Source organism: Saccharicrinis aurantiacus, assembly GCF_001660705.2.
Taxonomy (GTDB): Bacteria; Bacteroidota; Bacteroidia; order Bacteroidales; family Marinilabiliaceae; genus Saccharicrinis; species Saccharicrinis aurantiacus.
Genome location: NZ_LYBV02000019.1, coordinates 20168 through 41363 on the forward strand (window position 1 = coordinate 20168; position 21196 = coordinate 41363).

Genomic DNA, 21196 nt, shown 5'->3' on the forward strand with positions numbered 1-21196 from the left:
TTTATTTATCTCTCAATGTTCTTCCCTATCATCCTGCTGTTATAATAACACCGAAAGGAAACCAAAATTAATTTTTTAGCTCGAGAACATCAATAGCTTTCGCAGAAAAAAAGCAATTAATATGAACAAAACATTTAACCTACTAGTTTTAATAGCATTGTATTACGTAATTAATTGTATTCTTTATTGAAACTAATATTTATATCTGATTCTATAAGCTTAGCAATTAAGTAAAAAGCTACTAAAATCAATTGTTCCAAATAATTTGGTAAATAAATAAACAAAGATTACTTTAGTTATTCATAATTAATGAAAGATTACTGAAATTAACACGCTATGAGTGAAAATATTAGCAGTTCCCTTAATCAAGATTGGGGTAAAAAAGTTATTCTTGTTGTGGAAGATGTTGACACAAACAAGATTTTTTTTGATGCTGCGTTAAGAAAAACCAGTGCCAAAATTTTATGGGCAAAAGACGGTAAAGAAGCTGTTGATATGTTTCAGAATAACGAAATAGATCTGGTTTTAATGGACCTTCAATTACCCATAATGGACGGTTACACTGCAACCAAGGAAATAAAAAAAATTAATTCTAGTATTCCTATTATTGCACAAACAGCTCACGTAATGTCGGGCGAAAGGGAAAAGTGTTTAGAAGTAGGCTGTGATGATTATCTAGCAAAACCAATAAGGCTACAAATATTGATGGAAACACTCTCAAAATATTTAAACAAGTAAATAAAATATAGCCATTCTTAACAGAATGGCTTTTTTTTTGCACTACTATTCCTTATTTTTGATACACAATCTCTTCGGGATTATTCTATAATTTGCACTTCTGTTCGTCTATTTTTAGCTCTTCCTTCAGGTGTATCGTTACTTTCAATTGGCTGACTCATTCCGGCCCCTTTATACTTTAATCGTGCTTTATCAATTCCCTTTTTAACCAAATAATTATAAACCTGTTCAGCACGATTTTTACTTAAAGTTCTGTTATAATCTTCACCACCAACATTATCTGTATGTCCTGTAATTTGAAGTTGCAAATCAGGATTTTCAGCAAGAAAGGCGTTTAACTTATCCAGTTCAACATGAGAAGAGGCTTTGAGTAGAAAGCTATTGCTTTGATAGAATACATTCTTCAAAATTATCTGTTGACCTACTTCAATCTTATTCAAATAAACATTCAGTTCAAATGGGTTTTCAGCTGATGATAGCTCATTCATATCAAAATGATCAGAATAGAATAAGTAACCAGGTTTAGATACGTTTAATGCGTAACCTGCCCCAGTAGGCAAGCAAACTAAAAACTCACCTGAAAAATCGGTAGATAGAGCTTCAACTATTAAATCTCCTGTCTCAATATTTTTCAATTCAAAATTAGCCTGTAAACGCTCTTTGGTTTTATTATCAAACACCTTACCTCTAACGTAAGATACCGGATTTGGCATTAGTTCAACAGGAAGGGTGAAACTATACAAATCTTTACCGCCCAATGAAGTATCAAATCTACTCGAAGAATAATAGGCTGTTCTCGCACTAGCGGTAACAATTAAACCTATTTCGTCATCAGTAGTGTTAATTGGGTATCCTAAATTTACAGACTCTCCAAATTTGCCATTCTCATCCTTACGAGATACAAAAAGATCCATATTACCCAATCCAGGCCATCCTTCACTTGAAAAATATAAGGTTTTATTATCATGATGGATAAAAGGTGAATTCTCATCCTGTTGTGTATTAATATTAGGCCCTAAATTCTCTGGCTTACCAAAAAAAGGACTTCCATCTTCGCGATAACCGATAACTTTAGCACGCCAAATATCTTTTCCGCCAAAGCCACCACTTCTATTACTCGTAAAATATAAGGTTCTACCATCAGCAGAGAATGAAGGCTGCGACTCCCAGTACGGTGAGTTAACAGGTGAACCAACATTTACTGGCTCGCTCCATCCATATTTTGTTTTTTTACTAAAATATATATCACAGCTACCTTTAGAATCTTTTCGTCCGCATGCAGTAAAAAACATCCAATTACCATCCGCTGATAAGCTTTGTGCGCCTTCGTTACTCTCTGTATTTAATGGAGATGGTAATACTTCGCGCGAAGCCCAATTACCCTCTTCATCTTTTATCACTCTATAAAAATCTTCTTGAAAATATTGAGCTGTTTTGGGTAAACTTCCGGCATTTAATCTTGCGGTATCCTTTGGCGCTAATACCGTAAATATTAAAACATTTTCATCAGCAGTGATGCTTGGCCAATATTCATCGTAATGGCTATTTACTTCCAATCCTAAATTTTGCGGCTCAATCACTTTTGGCTTATTCATAATCTCTTTTACAAAAGCAGTTTTCTCAATCCACCTATCTGCCTTTTGTTTAGAAAGCTTGCTTCGAGTTTTACTTTGATACTTCTCAAACCAAACTTTAGCTTCATCAAACTCATTAATATGAAATGAAGCCACACCTATATTAAAATAACTTGTTATAAAAAAAGTACTATCTATTTCTATTGCTTTTAACAATGAAGACTTCTCGCTATCAAAATCTTCCTGCTGGTGATAAACATCTGCAAGTAATAAATAGGCTTCAATAAAATTCTCATCTTTATTTAAAGCCTGATCTAATGCTTGAATAGTTAGGTTGTACTTATCGGAACTATAAAATGATGTGGCTTTTTGAAATAACGAAGCCGCCTTCTTGTTTTTAGTAGTTAAACTTTGGGCATTAAGCAATTGAATACATACTAGTGAACTGATGAATAAAAACAATCTGATGCGCATTATGCTATTTTTGAGATTTAGCTTGTAAAAGTAACTTATTTGAGCCACTATCCACAATCAACTTCTGCATTATATTTAACTGATAAAAATCATTAAATATGGTTCAAACTAGCGAGTATATATTTTAGAATTATTAAACAGAAGTAAACAAAATGCGTATATTTGGCCTGAATTTTAATTTTGTTATTAAAAAGATCACATATGAGCAAGACGGTTATTAGCAGCTTTGAAGAACTTGAAGCGCTTAAAGGAAGTGAAATTGGAAAGTCGGATTACCACACTATAACACAAGAACAAATAAACTTATTTGCTGATGCAACCATTGACCACCAATGGATACATACGCAACCAGAAAAAGCCAAAGAAGAATCTCCATTTGGCAATACCATTGCGCATGGATATTTAACGGTTTCATTATTGCCACACTTATGGTCGCAAATTGCTGATGTAAAAAACATTAAACTACAAGTAAATTACGGCGTTGAGAATCTAAAATTTAATCAGCCAGTTATTGTTGAGTCTAAAATTAGACTTGTTGCAAAAGTTAATGATGTGGTTAACCTACGTGGTGTTACTAAAGCAACAATTGGTGTGAAAATGGAAATTGAAGGAAATAAAAAACCCGCTTTTATTGGTGAGATAGTTTTCCTTTATCATTTTAACGATTAATGTAAACTTAAAAGGATAGTTCTTTCCTTTTAAACATCATAAAATATACTTTTGCCTGCAACCATTAATGATTGCAGGCATTTTTATTTATATGACACAAAACATAAGCTCAAACGTAAACAAACTCTACATTATAAAAATAGCAAAATGGTTTATGCTAACCATGCCTATTTTAATGCTCTTTTATAAAGATATGGGCTTTACTGATAAACAATCGTTTCAGTTAAAAGCCTTTTATTCAATAGCGATTGTAATTTTTGAAATACCATCAGGATATGTAGCTGATGTATTGGGCAGAAGAAAAACACTCATCATAGGATCTATCCTAGGCTGTTTGGGTTTTTTAGTTTACGCAACTACCTCTGGGTTCTACTATTTTATGTTAGCAGAACTAATATTAGGCGTTGGACAAAGCTTCATTTCTGGTGCTGATAGTGCATTGCTTTATGATACCTTAAAATCGACTAATAAAGAAAATGAATATATAAAATACGAAGGACGAAACTTTACAGTTGGTAATTACTCTGAAGCATTGGCTGGTATTTTAGGAGGAACTCTAGCAGCAATAAATATGCGTCTTCCATTTATACTACAAACAGGAATAGCTTTCATGGCCGTACCTGCAGCCATAATGCTTATTGAACCACCTCTTAATTCCAATAGAAAAAAGCCTGGATTAAAAGACATACTTGATGTTGTTTGGTATGCTATGGTTAAAAATAGAAACCTCAGGTGGAATTTAATCTACTCTTCCATTTTAGGAACTGCAACCTTAACAATGGCATGGGTTTATCAATTATACTTATACGATTTAAAATTCTCGGAAATAACCATTGGAACAACCCATTCGGTACTCAATTTAATAGTAGGTACCACCACACTTTTTGCCTACAAAATTGAGAAACGATTGAAACCTCAAAGTACCATTTGGCTTACCTCAATAATAATAACCGGAACTTTTGTAATACTCGGTTTTGTTTCATCCTCATGGATATTCTTAATACTGGCTATTTTTTACTTCTCAAGAGGTATCGCAACACCAGTATTAAAAGATTATATCAATCGAATTACTTCAAGCGACATAAGGGCAACAGTTCTTTCAATCCGAAGCTTATTAATTAGAGCTATGTTTGCCATAATAGCACCACTCTTCGGATATTTATCAGACAATTACACTCGCTCACAGGCCCTGATAATTATAGGTGCTGTATTTACAATTCTAATTGGCTCATCCATATTCTTATTTCTAAACTCGTTAAAACAGCAGAGTTTGCACAAAAGCGTTTAAAAATTTACTTTAGTTGCAATTAACTCAATCTTGATATGACATTTTTCAAAGACTTTTCTAAGGGAATTAAGGCCTATTCGAAAGCCTCAAAATTCCTTATACACCATAAACTAACCTGGTTCTTTATATTTCCTATCCTTTTAAATATCCTTCTCTTTATTTTAGGATATGCTTCTACAGTATCTTTAAGTTCGAAAGCAATAGCAGAACTTAATAGTTGGATATCAATAGAAACCTGGGAGTTCTGGGGTTCAGGAGTCCTTTATGATGTAATATTCTTTCTGATAAATATATTAATACGCTTACTGTTCATCTCAATATTTGCTTTTATAGGTGGCTATTTTGTACTCATACTACTATCCCCTATTTATGCCATTTTATCTGAAAAAGTAGAACAAAAACTAACAGGAAATGAATATCCTTTCAGCATTAAACAATTTGCAAAAGATGTTTGGAGAGGCATACTACTTGCGTTAAGAAACCTTGGATTAGAAATAATAATTACCATAGGATTGTTTGCCTTAAGTTTTGTACCTGTAGTAGGCTTAGTTAGTGGACCTCTATTGTTTTTAGTCACTGCCTATTTTTACGGGTTTTCGTTTATGGATTACACCATGGAACGACAAAATCTAAACCTTAACCAAAGCATTAACTTTGCTAAAACAAACAAAGGTTTAACCGTTGGAAATGGAACAATATTCTCCGCAATTCTTTTAATTCCGTATATTGGAGTACTAATCTCAGGATTTGTTTCTATTATAGCGATAACAGCTGCTACAATATCAACAATAGAATTAATGATCGATAATAAACAAAAACTGCAATAGAAATACACACTATGATAAAAAGAACCATTTTCACCTCTCTATTATTAGTAACTTTCTTTATTTGTAAAGCTCAAGTTGATAGCACCTTGCAATCGCTTGTTTATAAGTTTGATATTAAACAAGAAATTGGAAGTACATCATGGATACATACTCAAAATGCATTTGAGGAAGCCAATAAATTAAAAGCTGATGTGATATTACTTCACTTAAACACTTATGGTGGTCAGGTAGTTTTTGCCGATTCCATACGTACTAAAATTCTAAATAGTAACATACCAGTTCATGTATTTATTGATAATAATGCCGCCTCTGCAGGCGCATTAATAAGCATTGCTTGCGACAGCATTTTTATGCGTCCTGGTGCCAATATTGGTGCTGCCACGGTTGTTAATCAGAGTGGTGAAAAAATGCCCGATAAATACCAAAGCTATATGCGCTCAACAATTAGAGCAACTGCAGAAGCCCATGGAAAAGATACGATAGTCAATGGCTCTGATACAACTTATATTTGGAGACGAGATCCTAAAATTGCAGAGGCAATGGTAGATGAAAGTATATACCTAGAAGGAATTATTGATACAGGAAAAATATTAACCTTTACGACTCTTGAAGCAATTGAATTTGGATTTTGCGAAGGAGAAGCTGACAATGTGGATGAAGTTTTAAATAAACTTGGCTACACCGATTATGAAATAGTTACCCACAAGCCAACTGTGTATAGTAATATAAAAGGCTTTTTAACAAACCCTGTTTTTCATGGTATTTTAATTCTTGTAATCATTGGCGGTCTCTATTTCGAGTTGCAGTCACCAGGAATTGGTTTTCCATTATTAGCCTCATGCATTGCAGCTATATTATACTTCGCACCTTTATATATTGATGGATTAGCTGAAAATTGGGAAATATTACTTTTTATAGCAGGCTTGGCTCTAATTGCTCTTGAAATATTTGTGGTGCCAGGATTTGGTATAACGGGGATTGCAGGAATTACTTTGGTATTTGCAGGCCTTATGCTTAGTCTTCTTGAAAATGTTGTGTTTGATTTTACAAACGTACCAGGAGACGAAATGGTAAAAGCCTTGATTATTGTATCCTCAGGAACCTTTCTGGCCTTTGCAGCTGCAATTCCAATGACTGAAAAATTATTTACAACAGGTGCCCTTTCAAAAGTCGCTTTGCAAGGATCACAGAAAATTTCTGAAGGTTATTTAAGTTTTGATCCTTCTTTAGCTAATTTAATTGGAGAAAAAGGCATTGCTGAAACACAGTTACGTCCTTCAGGAAAAATAAGCATTGATGATGAACTTTACGATGCAATTGCACTAATAGGTATTATTGAAAAGGGTGAAACTGTAGATGTTGTTAAATTTGAAGCCGGCCAGCTATACGTTACAAAGGCTTAATATGGCTAATTACACTTTTAGCAAATGTAAAATGATGTGTGGATATTAATTATTCCGACTTATTAGATAGTGAAAAATTAATACTTTTTGTCTGCATTTTGTCATTAAATCTATCTTTGGTAATATGTAATTTGCCTAAGTGAAATAGATAATTAACTGTATATGCAAGGAGGGCAGAGTTATGATGAGCGAGAAAAAAAAGACAAATTCAACTTCGTATCAAGATCTTGATGAGAAAAGAAAAGACAAACCTACAAGAGTTACAAAAAACAAAGACTCTGAAATTTATAATGATTTAGCAGAGGATTTTGAAGATGTTTTAGGAGATGGTTTTCACGGAATGAATGATGATTACTATTTTGATGAAGACGATATGTAAAAACAAAAAAAGCTGCTTAATGCAGCTTTTTTTTATATCATTTGTTCTTAATTATATGCTTTATCTAAATAATTTATCAGAAATTTATCTTTCAAATAAGCTCTAAATCTGCAAGCCAAATCATTTGATATATTTCCCAAAATACAAGAGTCAAAAGCGCACTCTTCCTTATCTTGCATACATCCTTCAATCTCAATTTTTCCTTCAATAACTTCGTAAATATCCAAAAGCGAGATTTCTTCAGGATCCTTTTTAAGGATAAAACCACCACTAGGTCCTCTGTTGGAACTAACCAAATTCTCTTTTGCTAATCGCTGAAAGACTTTTGCTACATGATGCTTAGAGCTATCTATTTTTTCAGCAATTTGGTTAACATTTAATTTAACGTCAGATTTAGCAATTAAAACCATACCATGAATTGCTATGGAAGAAGCTTCTGAAAGTGTGAATATTTTTGACATATTTTATAATATGAGACTTTTAAAAAGTCTGGTAAAGAAATATATTGGGACTGCAAATAAACTGATTTTATTATTATGATAAAAAATTTTCGATATGTTATAAAACAAAAAAGCCCCGCTAACGCGAGGCTCTATATAATAAAGTTTCTTGAAACTTATTTACTCTCTTCCATAAGAGTTTTAGTAGGTTGATCACATACTTCTGAAGGACCAAAATACTGAATAGGACCTGGATAAACAAAAGATGTAGTCTTAGCCCACTCATCGCGCTTAGCAACTAATGCTTTATAAGGAGCACCATCTAAACGAACTAATGCTTTTTGAATTACTGGTTTCATTTCACCATGACGACGCTCCATGTTCATCATCATTGTAACAGGTACACCACCAGCGATCCACTGATCAGCAGGAGCTGTTAAGTTACGTACAGAAGCCATATAACCCGACTTACCTTCACCAATTAATAATGAAGCTGTTGTTCCTAATGAATAACAATAATCAGCATCAAAGTTAGAAGGAGCAGCACAACGTCCTTCATATCCGAAGAAGTGTCCTTGAGCAGCAAATTTACCTACATATTTACCTTCAGCTTTCATAGCTTTAAGTTTAGCTGCAACCATATCAATTAATAACTTCTCAGTTTCAATCATTGATACTTGTACATTACCATGCGGATCACGATCTAACATTAATTGGTTAGCAAATCCATCAGGTAAAGAAGTAAATACAGCAGCTGAATCAGCAGTTAACTTAGCAGCAACAAATGCTCTTTTCTCAACGTCAGTTTCAATTGCATTAACTTCAGCCTCGTTATGTGCTAATAAGTCGTTTAATTCAGAAATAAGAACTTTCATAGCAGGAATAAATTCTACTAATCCTTCGGGAATTAAAACAGTACCAAAGTTTCCTTCTGTTTCAGCTCTAGCAGCAACAACATTAGCGATATCAGTAACAACTTCATCAAGAGTTAAACCTTTTTCTTCAACCTCTTCAGAAATAATAGTTACGTTTGGTTGTGTTTGTAAAGCACACTCTAAACCAATATGAGAAGCAGAACGACCCATTAATTTAATAAAGTGCCAGTATTTTTTAGCTGAGTTAGCATCACGTTGGATGTTACCAATAAGCTCACTGTATACTTTACAAGCTGTATCAAAACCAAATGAAGTTTCAATCATTTCGTTTTTAAGATCACCATCAATTGTTTTAGGACAACCAATAACCTGTACACCAGCATCTTTAGCTAAATAATACTCAGCTAATACACATGCATTTGTATTTGAATCATCACCACCAATAATAACAAGTGCATTGATTCCTAAAGCCTTACAATTCTCTAAACCTTTATCGAATTGTGCAGTTTCCTCTAATTTAGTTCTACCAGAACCGATGATATCAAATCCACCAGTATTTCTGTAATGATCAACGATATCATCAGTTAACTCTAAATAATCGTTATCAACTAATCCACCAGGACCACCTAAAAATCCGTAAACTTTGTTAGCAGGGTTTAAAGATTTTAGACCATCATAGATACCAGAAATTACATTATGACCTCCTGGAGCTTGACCACCTGAAAGAATAACACCTACAGCAATAGCCTCACTTGTAGCAGAAGAATCTCCTGGCTCAAAAGTTAAAATTGGCATACCATAAGTATTTGGGAAAAGTTTTTTAATATCTGCCTGATCAGCAACAGACTCAGTGTTTTTTCCTTGAACACTTTTTACAGCTCCTTTTAATGCAGCAGGCACTTTTGGAGCATAGCTTTCGCGAGCAATTTGAAGTGGACTTTTAATCATCTTATCCAAATATTTTAAATATAGTTTTTAGAAATAATCTATTTCAACTTTATAAGTTTATCAGCTATATAAACAGTATTCTAATACATAAATACCCAACAAACTTTACCTTAGAATATGGCCCTTTGACCTGTTTTCTAATTGCCTGCAAAAATGACACTATTTTTTCAATTTAAAAAAGAATCAATCCTAATATTTATGATTTAATAGTTATTTAAACTCATTTTCTATAATAAGCTAGTAAGCTTTGAATCAAAAGAATTTAAGAAGTTTAATAAACTACAAAAAAACCTAAAACAATGTGAGTAATTCAGAAATTAGAAATCCTAAAAAGTTACCAATAGCATAACCAACTATTCCAACCGTAATACCAGGTAAAATTAAAGCCTTGTTTTTTAAGGCTCCTGCCACTACTGGAACAAATGGTGGGCTGCAAATTAAAGCTGCTGAGGTTATGATTACAGTGTCAGCATCTATTTTAAAGATTTTAGCTAACAATACATGAAGTATCATTGAACCAAAGACCACAAAGGTTACATAATAGAATATAGTAGGATTAATATTAGTGAAATTACGGTAATCAGCCTTTGAGGCTACTACGATACTAAATATTAAAATAAGGTACATACCCAACTCGTAAGTTTTTGGTATATCTTTAATGGTATCTTTTGTAGATGCAACAAGTGCTAAAGCTGTAATTGATAAAATAAATACCGCCATTTGATATTTTTCAGGCATAAGCATCATTAAACCTCCACCAATGGCAACTATCAAAAAAGTGATTCCAACAGCTTTCAGAAGCGGCAGTCTATTTTCTTTACTCAATAAACCCCAATAGGGATCTTTGGCCACTTCACTAATCCATTTATCATCAATATTATTATCTTGACTCACAAACTTTGGTAAAACCAACTCAAACATTTTTTTACCAATCAACATTAGAAAAAACAAATGCAAAGTTGATAAAACCATATCGTAAGTATGAATAGCCAAGTAGGTACTAGCATCAACATCCAGAACCATTTTTAAGGCAGCCAAATTAGGTGTTCCTCCTGTGTAAACGCCCACAAGCAATCCTGATATTTTTGAAAAATTACCATAGCCAACAGGCTTAAATATAAAATACCCAAGCACTACAATTACGACTAACGCAATTAAAGCACTTAATAGTGACATAAAAGTGCTTTTAGCTAATTCAAAAGACTTTTTTAAATTGCTCGAATATAGTATTAATGGTATTGCCAATGGAATGGTTACAGACATCACTATTTCTTGCATCTGATTTATAGCATCGCCATTAAAATAGCCCGTATTACCAATAATTATTCCTACCACATATGCCATTAAAACAGCTCCCAGCTTATTTATAAAAGCATATTTATGGCACAGGTATAGAATTACAAATGGTGATAATATGTAAAACAACAATAAAAAAGCAACTTGCATACTGGGGACTATTTTGAAAATTGAGCAGTTAAGTATTTATCGATATACTTGCGTGCACTTTTACTACTTGAAAGAAAATTATTGGCGATTATACAAAATGGAATATAATTATTGTCATTTTTGATATAATAGCCGGCATAAGCCACTACTGATTCCATAGAACCACTCTTGCCCAATATTTTACCCTTAATTTTAGAATCTCTAAATACATACTCTAAAGTACCTGATTGCCCTCCAATTGCTAAAGATTCCTTAAATACATCAAAATGAGAACTATTATTTTGCATCCATTCTAATAATTGTACAATCCCTTCGGAGGTTAAGTGGTTTTTTGGCGACAAACCACTTCCATCTTTAATGTTAAAATTAGAGACGTAATCTATTTTATCTTTCCAAAAAGATTCAATTGCTAGAACACCATTATCCCATGATTGAACTCCCGAATATCTTTCTGCTAGAGTTAAGAAGAGTTGGTCAGCAAATAGATTGTTGCTTTTATGATTGGTTACTTTAATAATTTCAGATAACGTTGGAGAATAGACTTCACACAACAATTGAAAAGCTCCATCCGTGGAAGTACTTTCCTCAGTATTGTTACTAAATTCTATTTGATTCTCTTTAAGAAATAATCGTAAATCTTGAACAAATACCATTGATGGATCTGGCATTGCTGACTTTATAGTGAAAGCTTCTAGGTTTGCCGGAATAGAACCTTCAATCCACCATTTCTGAAGCTGACTAATGCCATACACATAGGCACTATCCTTTTGATGAGCTGCAGCAATAGCATTACTTTGTATGGTATAATAATCAATATCAGGAGCTATATCAACAACTTTAACTTTTGACCCTACTTCAGTACTTTGCAGTGTGATTCTTATGGTATTATCTCGGAAGTTTAGATTATTAGGAATCCCACCATAATAATTCCCCATATCCTCCCATAAACGGGCTGCCGGATAATCTACCGTTGCACTATTGAATTGAATTTGAATATCTCCTTTTATATGCTGTATTTGCTTTAGCTCAAGCGAATGTTTAATCTGAGAAAATAGAATATCAACAGAAGTTGAATCAAATAAGTCGGAGCCCAAAGTTGGATCATTACCTGATACTATAATAATATTACCGTGTAAAACTCCATTTATAATATCACCCGTGTATCCTACTCGTGTTCTATACCGAAAATTAGGACCTAACACTTCAAGAGCGGTACTTGTTGTTACCAATTTTAATAATGATGCAGGAACAGCTGGTACTTTTGAATGCTCAGAAAAAAATACTTTACTCTCAGTCCTTGATAACTTACACAAAAGAGCCTCGTCGGGATTAAAGGAATCTTGAGCAATTATTTGCGTGAATATTAAGGTAAAACAAAGCGTTATTATATATTTCATTCAAACCCTCCTACTTGTTCTTTTAACTTATTTATAGTTTCTAAACGTGCACGAAGAATTTTTGCATACTCTTGCGAACGTAAAAACTCTTCCTTATTTACATTTCCTTCTTTAGAAATATAAATGTCATTCGATATCTTCAACCAATATTTAGCCGATTCAAAATCACCCAATATTTCAGATGCAACTGCTAGATTATATGAAGAACGTGCTTTATACTTACTATTAGCATTATCATAGATATACTTCCAGAGTTTAATAGCTTCGCCATATTGTTTTTTACGAACAAATTCGGCAGCCTGAAGAAACTGATAATTACCACTTTTATACAAACCCCTTTGTTCACTCTCCCATAGTGGCGTTGTATGATTAACTGCTTGCATACCTTGATATTCGGCTAAACTAACGTAAGCCTCTTTAAGATCAGGTAAATCGCGTACCGTTCTTTCTAGAGTACTTCCATAGGCTTGCCACGATATCGTATCTTTTTGCACTTCTTTATATAAAGCTGTTCTATCAATATTATTGTATCCTCGCCACAAAATAGCTCCTTCAACATCCATAGTGGCATAAAATCCACCATCGTATTGAGGTTCTGCTTTTACTGTTGTTGCATAACGATTAGCTTCAAATGAAATGATTCCTTCCGCACCATAAATATTGCAAATACTATCTACTTGTAACCAATTTAAAGCTCGATAAGGATAGGAAGCATCTGTTTTTAAAGTTTGACTGTGATAATAAACAGTATCATAAAACTCGCGCAATAATAATTCCTGATTCAGAGATTGAAGGGCAATTTCTGCAAAATCATCTTGCCATACAGATTGCATTGTTCTTTTCTTACCATTTACCTGAACCGTATTTTTTGTGGTATCCCGATAAGGAATAGAATTATTTACCAAAACTACTGATGTAATTTCTGGCGCTATGGTATACTTAGCTGGTGCAAGTACATCTATAGTAAAAGATTCGTACGTTGAACACGAGGCAAACACTAATAAAAAACCCAGTAGTATATAATTTATGAGTTGCTTCATATAATATTAATTACTTATGCCTAAAAATGAAAAAGGCTGCTCTATTAAAATAGAACAGCCAAATATATAAAAAGATGTAATTATATACTACATATTCATACCACCACAAACGTGAATTGTTTGTCCGGTTACATATTGTGATAAATCAGAACCTAAATATACACATGTGTTGGCAACATCCTGAGGAGTACCTCCACGCTTTAATGGAATTTGAGCTTCCCATTGTGCTTTAACATCATCAGCTAATACACCTGTCATTTCTGTAATGATAAATCCTGGAGCAATTGCGTTACTTCTAATTCCACGAGAACCTAATTCTTTAGCTATAGATTTTGTAAAACCAATCATACCAGCTTTAGAAGCTGCATAATTAGCCTGACCAGCGTTTCCGCTAACACCTACTACAGAACTCATATTTACGATAGATCCAGAACGTTGCTTAAGCATAGTTCTCTGAACAGCTTTAGTAAAGTTAAATACAGATTTTAAGTTTACCTTAATAACCATATCCCACTGCTCTTCAGTCATACGCATTAATAATGTATCTTTTGTGATACCAGCATTATTGATTAATACATCAACACGACCGAAATCAGCAACAATCTCATCAACTACACGTTGTGTATCTTCAAAATCACTTGCATCAGAAGCATAGCCTTTGGCTTTAACCCCTAGAGCTGTTAATTCTTTTTCTGTTTCTTGCGCAGCCTCGTTAATTTGTAAATCAGTAAATGCTACATTACATCCGTGCTGTGCATAAGTCATTGCAATAGCTTTACCAATACCTCTAGCAGCACCAGTAATAATTGCAGTTTTTCCTTCTAATAATTTCATTTTATAAAATTTTTATTCTCAAAGGTAATTTATAACAAAATCTATATAATAAAACCTTGTTAAATTTAGCTTGGCAAATGTAGTAATAATTATCTAAGTCCTCGGTTTTTTTTAACAATGATCAGTCTGATTTAAAAGAATTATCCATTCAGCCTTAAAGTGAATAATAATTCCATTTTTGATCGCGTACTAGCAACTATAGCATCACTTGTGAAACATTTTCATCATATTTGAGTACACTAACACTTAAATATGGGGGTACTGGAAGAAAATACGTTATTTTATGTTAATCCAACATTAATCATACTACGAAAGGTGTCTATGTTTTATATTTGCATTGTATTAGACTTAAAATAAACCTTCCAAAAATAGTACTCAAGCACTTTAACAACACATATTCTATGAAGAAGAGATCAAATTTAAAGCGTAAAGTAGTTAGTAATATTATTATACCTGTATTTATAGTATACGGCATCATCTTTACCTTTATCAATATTCAGTTTAATAAAAATGCCAAGGAAAAAGCATTTAATGAAACTTCCTTTTCTGCACAACTATATTCTTCTCGAATCTCACAACTTCTCAATGAGGACTTATCCTTAGCTAGAGCTTTATCTCAAAGTATTGAAGCCTTTAGAGATGAAGATTCAGATACTAAAATTGAACTTTCAAATAGCGTTATACGCTCTTTTATAGAACATAACAGTCACTTAAAAGGAACTTGGTATAATTGGCAATTAAATACATTGTCAGATTCTTGGACAGCTGAATACGGACGAAGAAGAAGTACATTTTTTAATTACGGCAATAGCATTACTTACCAATCAGACACCCTTGATAAAAATGGTGAGAGCGGCTTGTATGAAACTATCCATAAGTTAAATGATGAATACGTTACCAACCCGTACTACGAGGATTATGAAGGAAAACTAGCGTCTCCAATTATGGAAACTAGCATTTGTGTTCCTATTAAAAGAAATGGCAAATTTATCGGCTTAGTGGGTTTTGATATGGAGCTTGATAGTTACCAACAGATACTAAATAAGATAGAGAGTATTGAAGGAGCCAATATCATATTATTCTCTAATAATGGTCATATAATTGCCTCGAAAAGAGAAGAGTGGGTAGGTAAATTTTTAAAGGATACTGGAATTGATTTTCCTGAGACTAGCGAATTGTTTAATAATTTTGAAGAGAGTACTCATTTTTTAAGTGAAATTGAGGATGAGAAAAAAGAAAACAATTTTTATTCATTCTCGAGCATCGAAATTGGTAATTCTCCTGAAAAATGGGGACTTGCTTATAGCATTCCTGTATCCACTGTATTAGCAGAAACCAGACAACAGTCGCTGATTATATTTGCCTCAGGGGTTATAGGACTTATCATTATAATAGTACTTCTTTTCGGAATGGTTAAAAATGTTATTAAGCCGATATCTGACACATCAGAATTTGCTTCTCAAATTGCGGAAGGTAATTTAAGTGCATCGATGGATACATCAAGAAATGATGAAATTGGTATGATGGTTTCTACCTTAGGCGAAATGACTAATAAAATTAACGAAGTAGTTTCTACCGTAATTAGCATTACAAAATCGATAACCGGTGCCTCGTCTGAAATTGAATCTGAGACTCAAAAGTTAGCAGAGAGTGCTGCAGAACAAGCTGCTTCTATGGAAGAAATTTCGTCAACAATGGCTGAAATTATGAGTACCACACACCAAAATACCACCAACTCAATTGAAACCAATCGTATTTCTACGCTTGCTGCTGAAAACATTCAAGAGGGACTAAAAACAGTGCACCAAAGTAATGAGGCCATGTTAGAGATTACTCAGAAGGTTTTAGAAGTGAAAGAGATAGCTGCACAAACCAATATATTAGCACTAAATGCAGCAGTGGAAGCAGCCAGAGCCGGTGAAAGTGGAAGAGGATTTGCAGTAGTTGCTACCGAAGTAAGAAAACTAGCGGAGCGCACTAAAAACTTGACTGACGAAATTGAGAATGCTGCCTTAATGGGACAAGAAGTTTCAAACAGTGCTACTGAGAAATTAGATGCGATAACTCCTGAAATTATAAAAACAGCTGATTTGGTTAATGTTATTTCGCTTGACTCACAAAACCAAACATCGGCAGTTGATCAGGTAAACAGTACAATTTCGGAGCTAAATAGCATAACCCAACAAAATGCACAACAAGCCGAATTAATGAATCAGTTTATTGAAAAGTTATCTCAGCAGGCAAAAGCTTTGAATGAAACAATGAACTATTTCACAACAAAATAAAATACAGAGTAAAAATATACTAAGGCTCTATGATAATTTATCATAGAGCTTTTTTTATTGCACTACCCGAATTAAATAAAATTAGAAGCTGCTGATAAGATCTAAAAAATTAACTTTGGCAAAATTTTAAGATAATGACTGTCGACTTATTTATACCTTGCTTTATTGATCAAATGTTTCCTAACACAGGATGGAGTGTTGTAAAGATATTGGAATCTCAAAATATTGAAGTAAACTACAACCCAAAACAAACTTGTTGTGGACAGCCAATGTTCAACAGTGGATTTTGGAAAAACTCTAAGAAAACAGCCATTAAATTCATCAAAGACTTTCCTGAGGACAGACCAATTATTGTACCTTCCGCCTCATGTGCTGGTTATATTAAAAATCACTACACAGAAGTTTTAAAGGATGAACCTGATTACCTTGCTGATTGCGAAAGGTTAAAACGTAATGTTATTGAGCTTAGTGATTATTTAGTAAACCATTTAAAGGTAACTGACTTTAAAGCTAGTTTCCCGCACAAGGTAACATATCACGATGCTTGTTCTGCGCTACGCGAATATGGCTTAACTGATGAGCCGCGCACTTTAATAAATAATGTTGAAGGCATTGAGTTAACCGAAATGGAGGACACCCACACTTGCTGTGGCTTTGGTGGTACTTTCATGGTAAAAATGGTTCCAATATCAACTGCAATGGTTGAGCAAAAAGTACAACATGCAATGGCTACTGGTGCTGAATATATTGTATCAACAGAAGCATCATGCTTATTGAATATTCAGTCGTATATTAATGAACAGAAGCTGAATATTAAAACCATTCATTTAGCTGATATATTGGCTCAGAATTTATAAGGGTCAATTAGACCTCATAAATTATAATTATCTAAATTCAATATGATTTTCTATTAATTGATATTGAATTTAGACTTCCCTCCTTTTCTATACACACAGCCCACTACTCAAGCTGACAATAAACAATTCAGTCTTCTGTAAAAGCCAATAATTTAACAATAGTTTCCAATATAAGTACACTACTACAAAGCACAGGATAACTATTTTTGTATCCAAAACAAATACATCAACAAACATTATACAAATGAAAAAAATAAGCATTAGTGATGTTATTAATATAATACTGGCAGCAGTAGTTGTAATGTTATTACTAGCTCTATGAAAATAAATAATAACGTTATTAAAAAAGCATCAGCGTATTGCATTATTATATTACTTGTAGGAGTTTGGGCAATACAAAATGAGCAATTATTCGGCATCAAATTATTCACTAGCGAGGAAGGTGAGAGTCAGAAAACGGAATTTGAGTTGACAGATATCAAAAGCATATTTAGCTCAGCTGATAAATATGAAGTTAATGCAGATAGTATACTAGTTTACTCAGGAACACAACGTGTAGGATGGGCGATAAATAGTAGTCCCTTTTCCGATTCGATAACTGGATATACCTCTTCAGTTCCTTTATTAATTGGTTTCGACAACAGTAATAAACTTCAGGGCATTTCTCTATTAAAGAATTATGAATCACCTGATTTTATTGGTGATATTGTAGCCTCTGGCTTTCTTAAAAGTTGGGATAATATTCATATAAACAAGCTTAGCAATAAAAAAGTAGATGCTTTTAGTGGTGCTACATTAAGCTCAACAGCCATTATTAAAACCCTCAGACACAGAGTTGGGCAAATTTCGGAACAATCGGCTTCTGAAGTTGAGAAGATAGATTTATTAACAATTGCAAAAACAGCTTCGGGCTATTTACTAATTATATTAGCACTGCTACAATTTTTCTTTACTAAAAAGATGAGAAAAGTGAGAACCTTACATCAGGTATTGACAATACTAATATTAGGATTTTGGTTAGGTACCTTCTTATCTATTTTTTCGATAAGCAATTGGATAATATATGGTATCGACTTACCCGCTAAACTATTTGTATTCGTCATTTTGATACTAAGTATTGGATTACCATTGTTCACTAGCAAATCATTTTACTGTAGTCATCTTTGCCCATTTGGAGCAAGTCAGGATTTATTGGGGAAAATAAAAAAAGATAAGGTCAAATTATCACCACGGGTAAAGGAATTTCTTTCAACATTGCAAGAGAAAGTATTTGCCACTATTATGCTTCTATTATTCACAGGAGTGGGTTTTGATTTAACGAATATTGAACCTTTTTCAGCATTTATCTTTAAGTCAGCTTCTATACCCGTATTAATATTGGCATTAACATTCTTGGCACTTTCGGTATTTATACCTCGGCCATGGTGCAGATTTGCATGCCCCACAGGATACATACTAAACACCATCAGAAAACCCATTGAGAAATAGTATTTATACCCAATAAATTAACAACAACACTTATATTTATATATTATGAATAAGAGTCAATTATTATCACTTTTACTAGCAATAGCTCTCTTTATAACAACATACAAGTTAGTAGATGTTAGGCGCAAATCGGAAGAAACAGAACAATCAGCAACAACACAACGAGAAGCGGTTTTATCCGTCATACAAAATAGAAAAAGCGTTAGACATTATACAGATAAAAAAGTATCACAAGAAGATTTAATTACTATTATGGAAGCCGGAATGGCTGCACCATCAGGACACGATACTCGCCCTTGGCAATTTATTGCTATAACAGATAGAAGCACAATGCTTGAATTACGTAAAGAACTTGAATGGGCCAGTGGTTTAGATGGTTCACCTGCTGCTATTGTTGTTTGTGGTGATATGAGCAAGGTTGATGAAAGAAACCCTGAGTTTTGGATTACAGATAACTCTGCTGCTACACAAAATATGCTTCTTGCCATTGAAGCGATGGGTTTAGGTGGTGTTTGGAGCACATTATACCCTGGCGAAGAGCGCATGCAACATGCTAGAAATGTACTTAATCTTCCCGACCACATAATGCCTTTATGCATTATTCCTTTGGGATATCCAACAGGAGTTGAAAAGGCTAAAGATAAGTTTGATATCAATAATATTCATTGGGAAAAATGGACCAAAAAATCGGTGAAAACAGATGAGTAAAAGTCACACATTATCATTATTGCTAGCTATAGTATTATTTATAACTACCTATAAGCTAGCTGAAACAAGAATTAAACTAGAAGATGTGGCCAATTCTTCAACCACCAAAAGAGATGCTATTCTAGAGGTGATTCATAACAGAAAAAGTGTACGACATTATCTGGATAAATCAGTCTCTAAAGAAGATTTGCTTACCATTATGAAGGCCGGAATGGCAGCCCCTTCTGGAATTGATAAAAGACCTTGGGAGTTTATTCCTATAACAAGCAGTAATAAATTAATTGCCATCAAGCAAAAAGATGCAAAAGCTGCTATTGTTGTATGTGCCAACATGCATAAGACCGATGAACGTGCACCTGAATTCTGGATTACCGACACCTCTGTAGCTACCCAAAATATGCTATTGGCCATTGAAGGCATGGGACTTGGTGCTGTTTGGAAATCAGTATATCCTTGGAAAGATTATACTGAACACATTAAATCTGAGTTAAAGTTGCCTGAACACGTGGTTCCTTTGTGCGTAATCACACTTGGTTATCCCACAGGTAAGGACAAACCAAAGGATAAATTCGACCCCAATAATATACATTGGGAAGAATGGGGAGAATAATAGATTAATCATAAAAAACCCTCCCAGGCAAGAGCGATAATTACAGTTCGGGTTAGCCCGTCTGGGCGAGCTTTTCTAACATAAACAGGCACCGCTAACCTAGCTTTTAAATTCCCTTTTTGGATTGCTTTTATGGCTTGTAAGCCGAGATTAAAAGAAATTCCTTCTGATTCTGGCACTCTTTCTCCATCATAAATATAATCTCCTTTGATACGATAAACAGATACAACTGATGCCATCCAATTTAAATTGGTACTGGCCCACATGCGGTTATATCGCAGCATAATATCATCTCCCCTATCTAAATGATAACTATTCTGAAAATCAATAAACTTTCCGTTTGGTTCAAAGGTATTATCAATAGCCCCAAATGGCAACTGATAACCTAATGCAACTGACCAGGAAGGCATCTTATATTCACCTTGAAATAATAAATCATAAGTACCCAATCCTCCTTGCAGGGCCATTGGCAGATGATTACCGGCGGCATCTTGCGCGGTGACAGTTCCAATGGGGAATTTAGCACCAAGTGTAATACCAATTTTATCGCTTACTAAATACCTGCTTGCTAAAGTAGCATCACTAATATAGGCGTACCATTCTTGACTATAGTATGCATTACGAAGTGGTATTGAAAAAGAAATATCTAATTTATCGGATGCTTTCAAAGCTAAACCAAAAACAGAATGCAAATATTGCATATCCTGTTCTCCCAACTCCCAGGTTTGTTCAACACTCAAGGATAGGGGGATTGATTTTTCGTGCGAAGTTACTGATGATTGCGGCATACTGCAAATACCCGCATCACTACACCCCTGCGCTTTCGCGAGATATGGAACTACTAGAAACAAAAATATGCTAAATCTTCTAATCATAATTAGAAAACCTAGCATATCCAATATTGTTTAATTCCTTC

General features: G+C 33.8%; 19 protein-coding genes. 11 read left to right on the top strand and 8 right to left on the bottom strand.

Translation table 11 applies throughout. The annotated features are described in order from the left end of the window. Window positions 1-336: 336 nt before the first annotated feature. Window positions 337-738 carry a response regulator gene (locus A8B35_RS07170; RefSeq protein WP_075602612.1) on the top strand — a complete coding sequence of 134 codons (402 nt, stop codon included), beginning with the start codon at window positions 337-339 and terminating at the stop codon, window positions 736-738. An 80-nt stretch (window positions 739-818) separates the two neighbouring features. Here the strand turns inward: A8B35_RS07170 and A8B35_RS07175 are convergent, their stop codons facing one another. Continuing rightward, a complete protein-coding gene (locus tag A8B35_RS07175) occupies window positions 819-2786 on the bottom strand; it encodes an OmpA family protein (RefSeq protein WP_075602613.1) in 1968 nt (655 codons plus the stop codon). 201 nt (window positions 2787-2987) lie between these two features. Here A8B35_RS07175 and A8B35_RS07180 point away from each other — a divergent pair, with 201 nt between their 5' ends. The 5 genes from A8B35_RS07180 to A8B35_RS07200 all read left to right on the top strand — a co-directional run bounded on the left by A8B35_RS07180 (window position 2988) and on the right by A8B35_RS07200 (window position 7352). Then, entirely contained in the window at window positions 2988-3455 is a 468-nt protein-coding gene (locus A8B35_RS07180; RefSeq protein ID WP_075602614.1) for a MaoC family dehydratase, read from the top strand. A 91-nt stretch (window positions 3456-3546) separates the two neighbouring features. Further along, a complete protein-coding gene (locus A8B35_RS07185; protein ID WP_075602641.1) occupies window positions 3547-4743 on the top strand; it encodes an MFS transporter in 1197 nt (398 codons plus the stop codon). Window positions 4744-4778: 35 nt separating this feature from the next. Further along, complete coding sequence (locus tag A8B35_RS07190; RefSeq protein ID WP_075602615.1) at window positions 4779-5570, top strand: EI24 domain-containing protein; 792 nt, start codon at window positions 4779-4781, stop codon at window positions 5568-5570. Window positions 5571-5581: 11 nt separating this feature from the next. Then, window positions 5582-6973 carry an NfeD family protein gene (locus A8B35_RS07195; protein ID WP_222844114.1) on the top strand — a complete coding sequence of 464 codons (1392 nt, stop codon included), beginning with the start codon at window positions 5582-5584 and terminating at the stop codon, window positions 6971-6973. A 181-nt stretch (window positions 6974-7154) separates the two neighbouring features. After that, window positions 7155-7352 (top strand): hypothetical protein, encoded by a 198-nt coding sequence (locus tag A8B35_RS07200; RefSeq protein WP_139314838.1) that lies wholly within the window; start codon window positions 7155-7157, stop codon window positions 7350-7352. A gap of 47 nt (window positions 7353-7399) precedes the next feature. On the opposite strand, the gene A8B35_RS07205 is transcribed toward A8B35_RS07200, so the two are convergent. The 6 genes from A8B35_RS07205 to fabG all read right to left on the bottom strand — a co-directional run bounded on the left by A8B35_RS07205 (window position 7400) and on the right by fabG (window position 14332). Next, window positions 7400-7813 carry an RrF2 family transcriptional regulator gene (locus A8B35_RS07205; RefSeq protein WP_075602617.1) on the bottom strand — a complete coding sequence of 138 codons (414 nt, stop codon included), beginning with the start codon at window positions 7811-7813 and terminating at the stop codon, window positions 7400-7402. A 155-nt stretch (window positions 7814-7968) separates the two neighbouring features. After that, window positions 7969-9615: a diphosphate--fructose-6-phosphate 1-phosphotransferase gene (locus A8B35_RS07210; protein ID WP_075602618.1), complete on the bottom strand. Its 1647-nt coding sequence runs from the start codon at window positions 9613-9615 to the stop codon at window positions 7969-7971. Between the two features lie 291 nt (window positions 9616-9906). Continuing rightward, complete coding sequence (locus A8B35_RS07215) at window positions 9907-11061, bottom strand: DUF819 family protein (protein WP_075602619.1); 1155 nt, start codon at window positions 11059-11061, stop codon at window positions 9907-9909. Window positions 11062-11069: 8 nt separating this feature from the next. Next, window positions 11070-12458, bottom strand: a complete 1389-nt coding sequence (gene dacB / locus A8B35_RS07220; RefSeq protein WP_075602620.1) for a D-alanyl-D-alanine carboxypeptidase/D-alanyl-D-alanine endopeptidase — start codon at window positions 12456-12458, stop codon at window positions 11070-11072. Continuing rightward, a complete protein-coding gene (locus A8B35_RS07225) occupies window positions 12455-13498 on the bottom strand; it encodes a DUF6340 family protein (RefSeq protein ID WP_075602621.1) in 1044 nt (347 codons plus the stop codon). The genes dacB and A8B35_RS07225 overlap by 4 nt, the downstream gene beginning before the upstream one ends. 87 nt (window positions 13499-13585) lie before the next feature. Continuing rightward, window positions 13586-14332 carry a 3-oxoacyl-[acyl-carrier-protein] reductase gene (gene fabG / locus A8B35_RS07230; RefSeq protein ID WP_075602622.1) on the bottom strand — a complete coding sequence of 249 codons (747 nt, stop codon included), beginning with the start codon at window positions 14330-14332 and terminating at the stop codon, window positions 13586-13588. 401 nt (window positions 14333-14733) lie between these two features. Between fabG and A8B35_RS07235 the strand changes: the two genes are divergently transcribed. The 5 genes from A8B35_RS07235 (at window position 14734) to A8B35_RS07255 (ending at window position 20280) form a co-directional block, all read left to right on the top strand. Continuing rightward, window positions 14734-16617 carry a methyl-accepting chemotaxis protein gene (locus A8B35_RS07235; RefSeq protein ID WP_075602623.1) on the top strand — a complete coding sequence of 628 codons (1884 nt, stop codon included), beginning with the start codon at window positions 14734-14736 and terminating at the stop codon, window positions 16615-16617. A gap of 134 nt (window positions 16618-16751) precedes the next feature. Then, window positions 16752-17474: a (Fe-S)-binding protein gene (locus A8B35_RS07240; RefSeq protein ID WP_075602624.1), complete on the top strand. Its 723-nt coding sequence runs from the start codon at window positions 16752-16754 to the stop codon at window positions 17472-17474. A 318-nt stretch (window positions 17475-17792) separates the two neighbouring features. Then, on the top strand, window positions 17793-18962 hold the full coding sequence (locus A8B35_RS07245) for a 4Fe-4S binding protein (RefSeq protein ID WP_075602625.1): 1170 nt from the start codon (window positions 17793-17795) through the stop codon (window positions 18960-18962). 45 nt (window positions 18963-19007) lie between these two features. Continuing rightward, on the top strand, window positions 19008-19670 hold the full coding sequence (locus A8B35_RS07250) for a nitroreductase family protein (RefSeq protein WP_075602626.1): 663 nt from the start codon (window positions 19008-19010) through the stop codon (window positions 19668-19670). Next, complete coding sequence (locus A8B35_RS07255; protein ID WP_075602627.1) at window positions 19663-20280, top strand: nitroreductase family protein; 618 nt, start codon at window positions 19663-19665, stop codon at window positions 20278-20280. The genes A8B35_RS07250 and A8B35_RS07255 overlap by 8 nt, the downstream gene beginning before the upstream one ends. 8 nt (window positions 20281-20288) lie before the next feature. Here the strand turns inward: A8B35_RS07255 and A8B35_RS07260 are convergent, their stop codons facing one another. Next, the gene (locus A8B35_RS07260; RefSeq protein ID WP_139314839.1) at window positions 20289-21155 is read right to left on the bottom strand and encodes a hypothetical protein; all 867 of its coding nucleotides are present in this window, start codon (window positions 21153-21155) and stop codon (window positions 20289-20291) included. Between the last annotated feature and the right edge of the window lie 41 nt (window positions 21156-21196).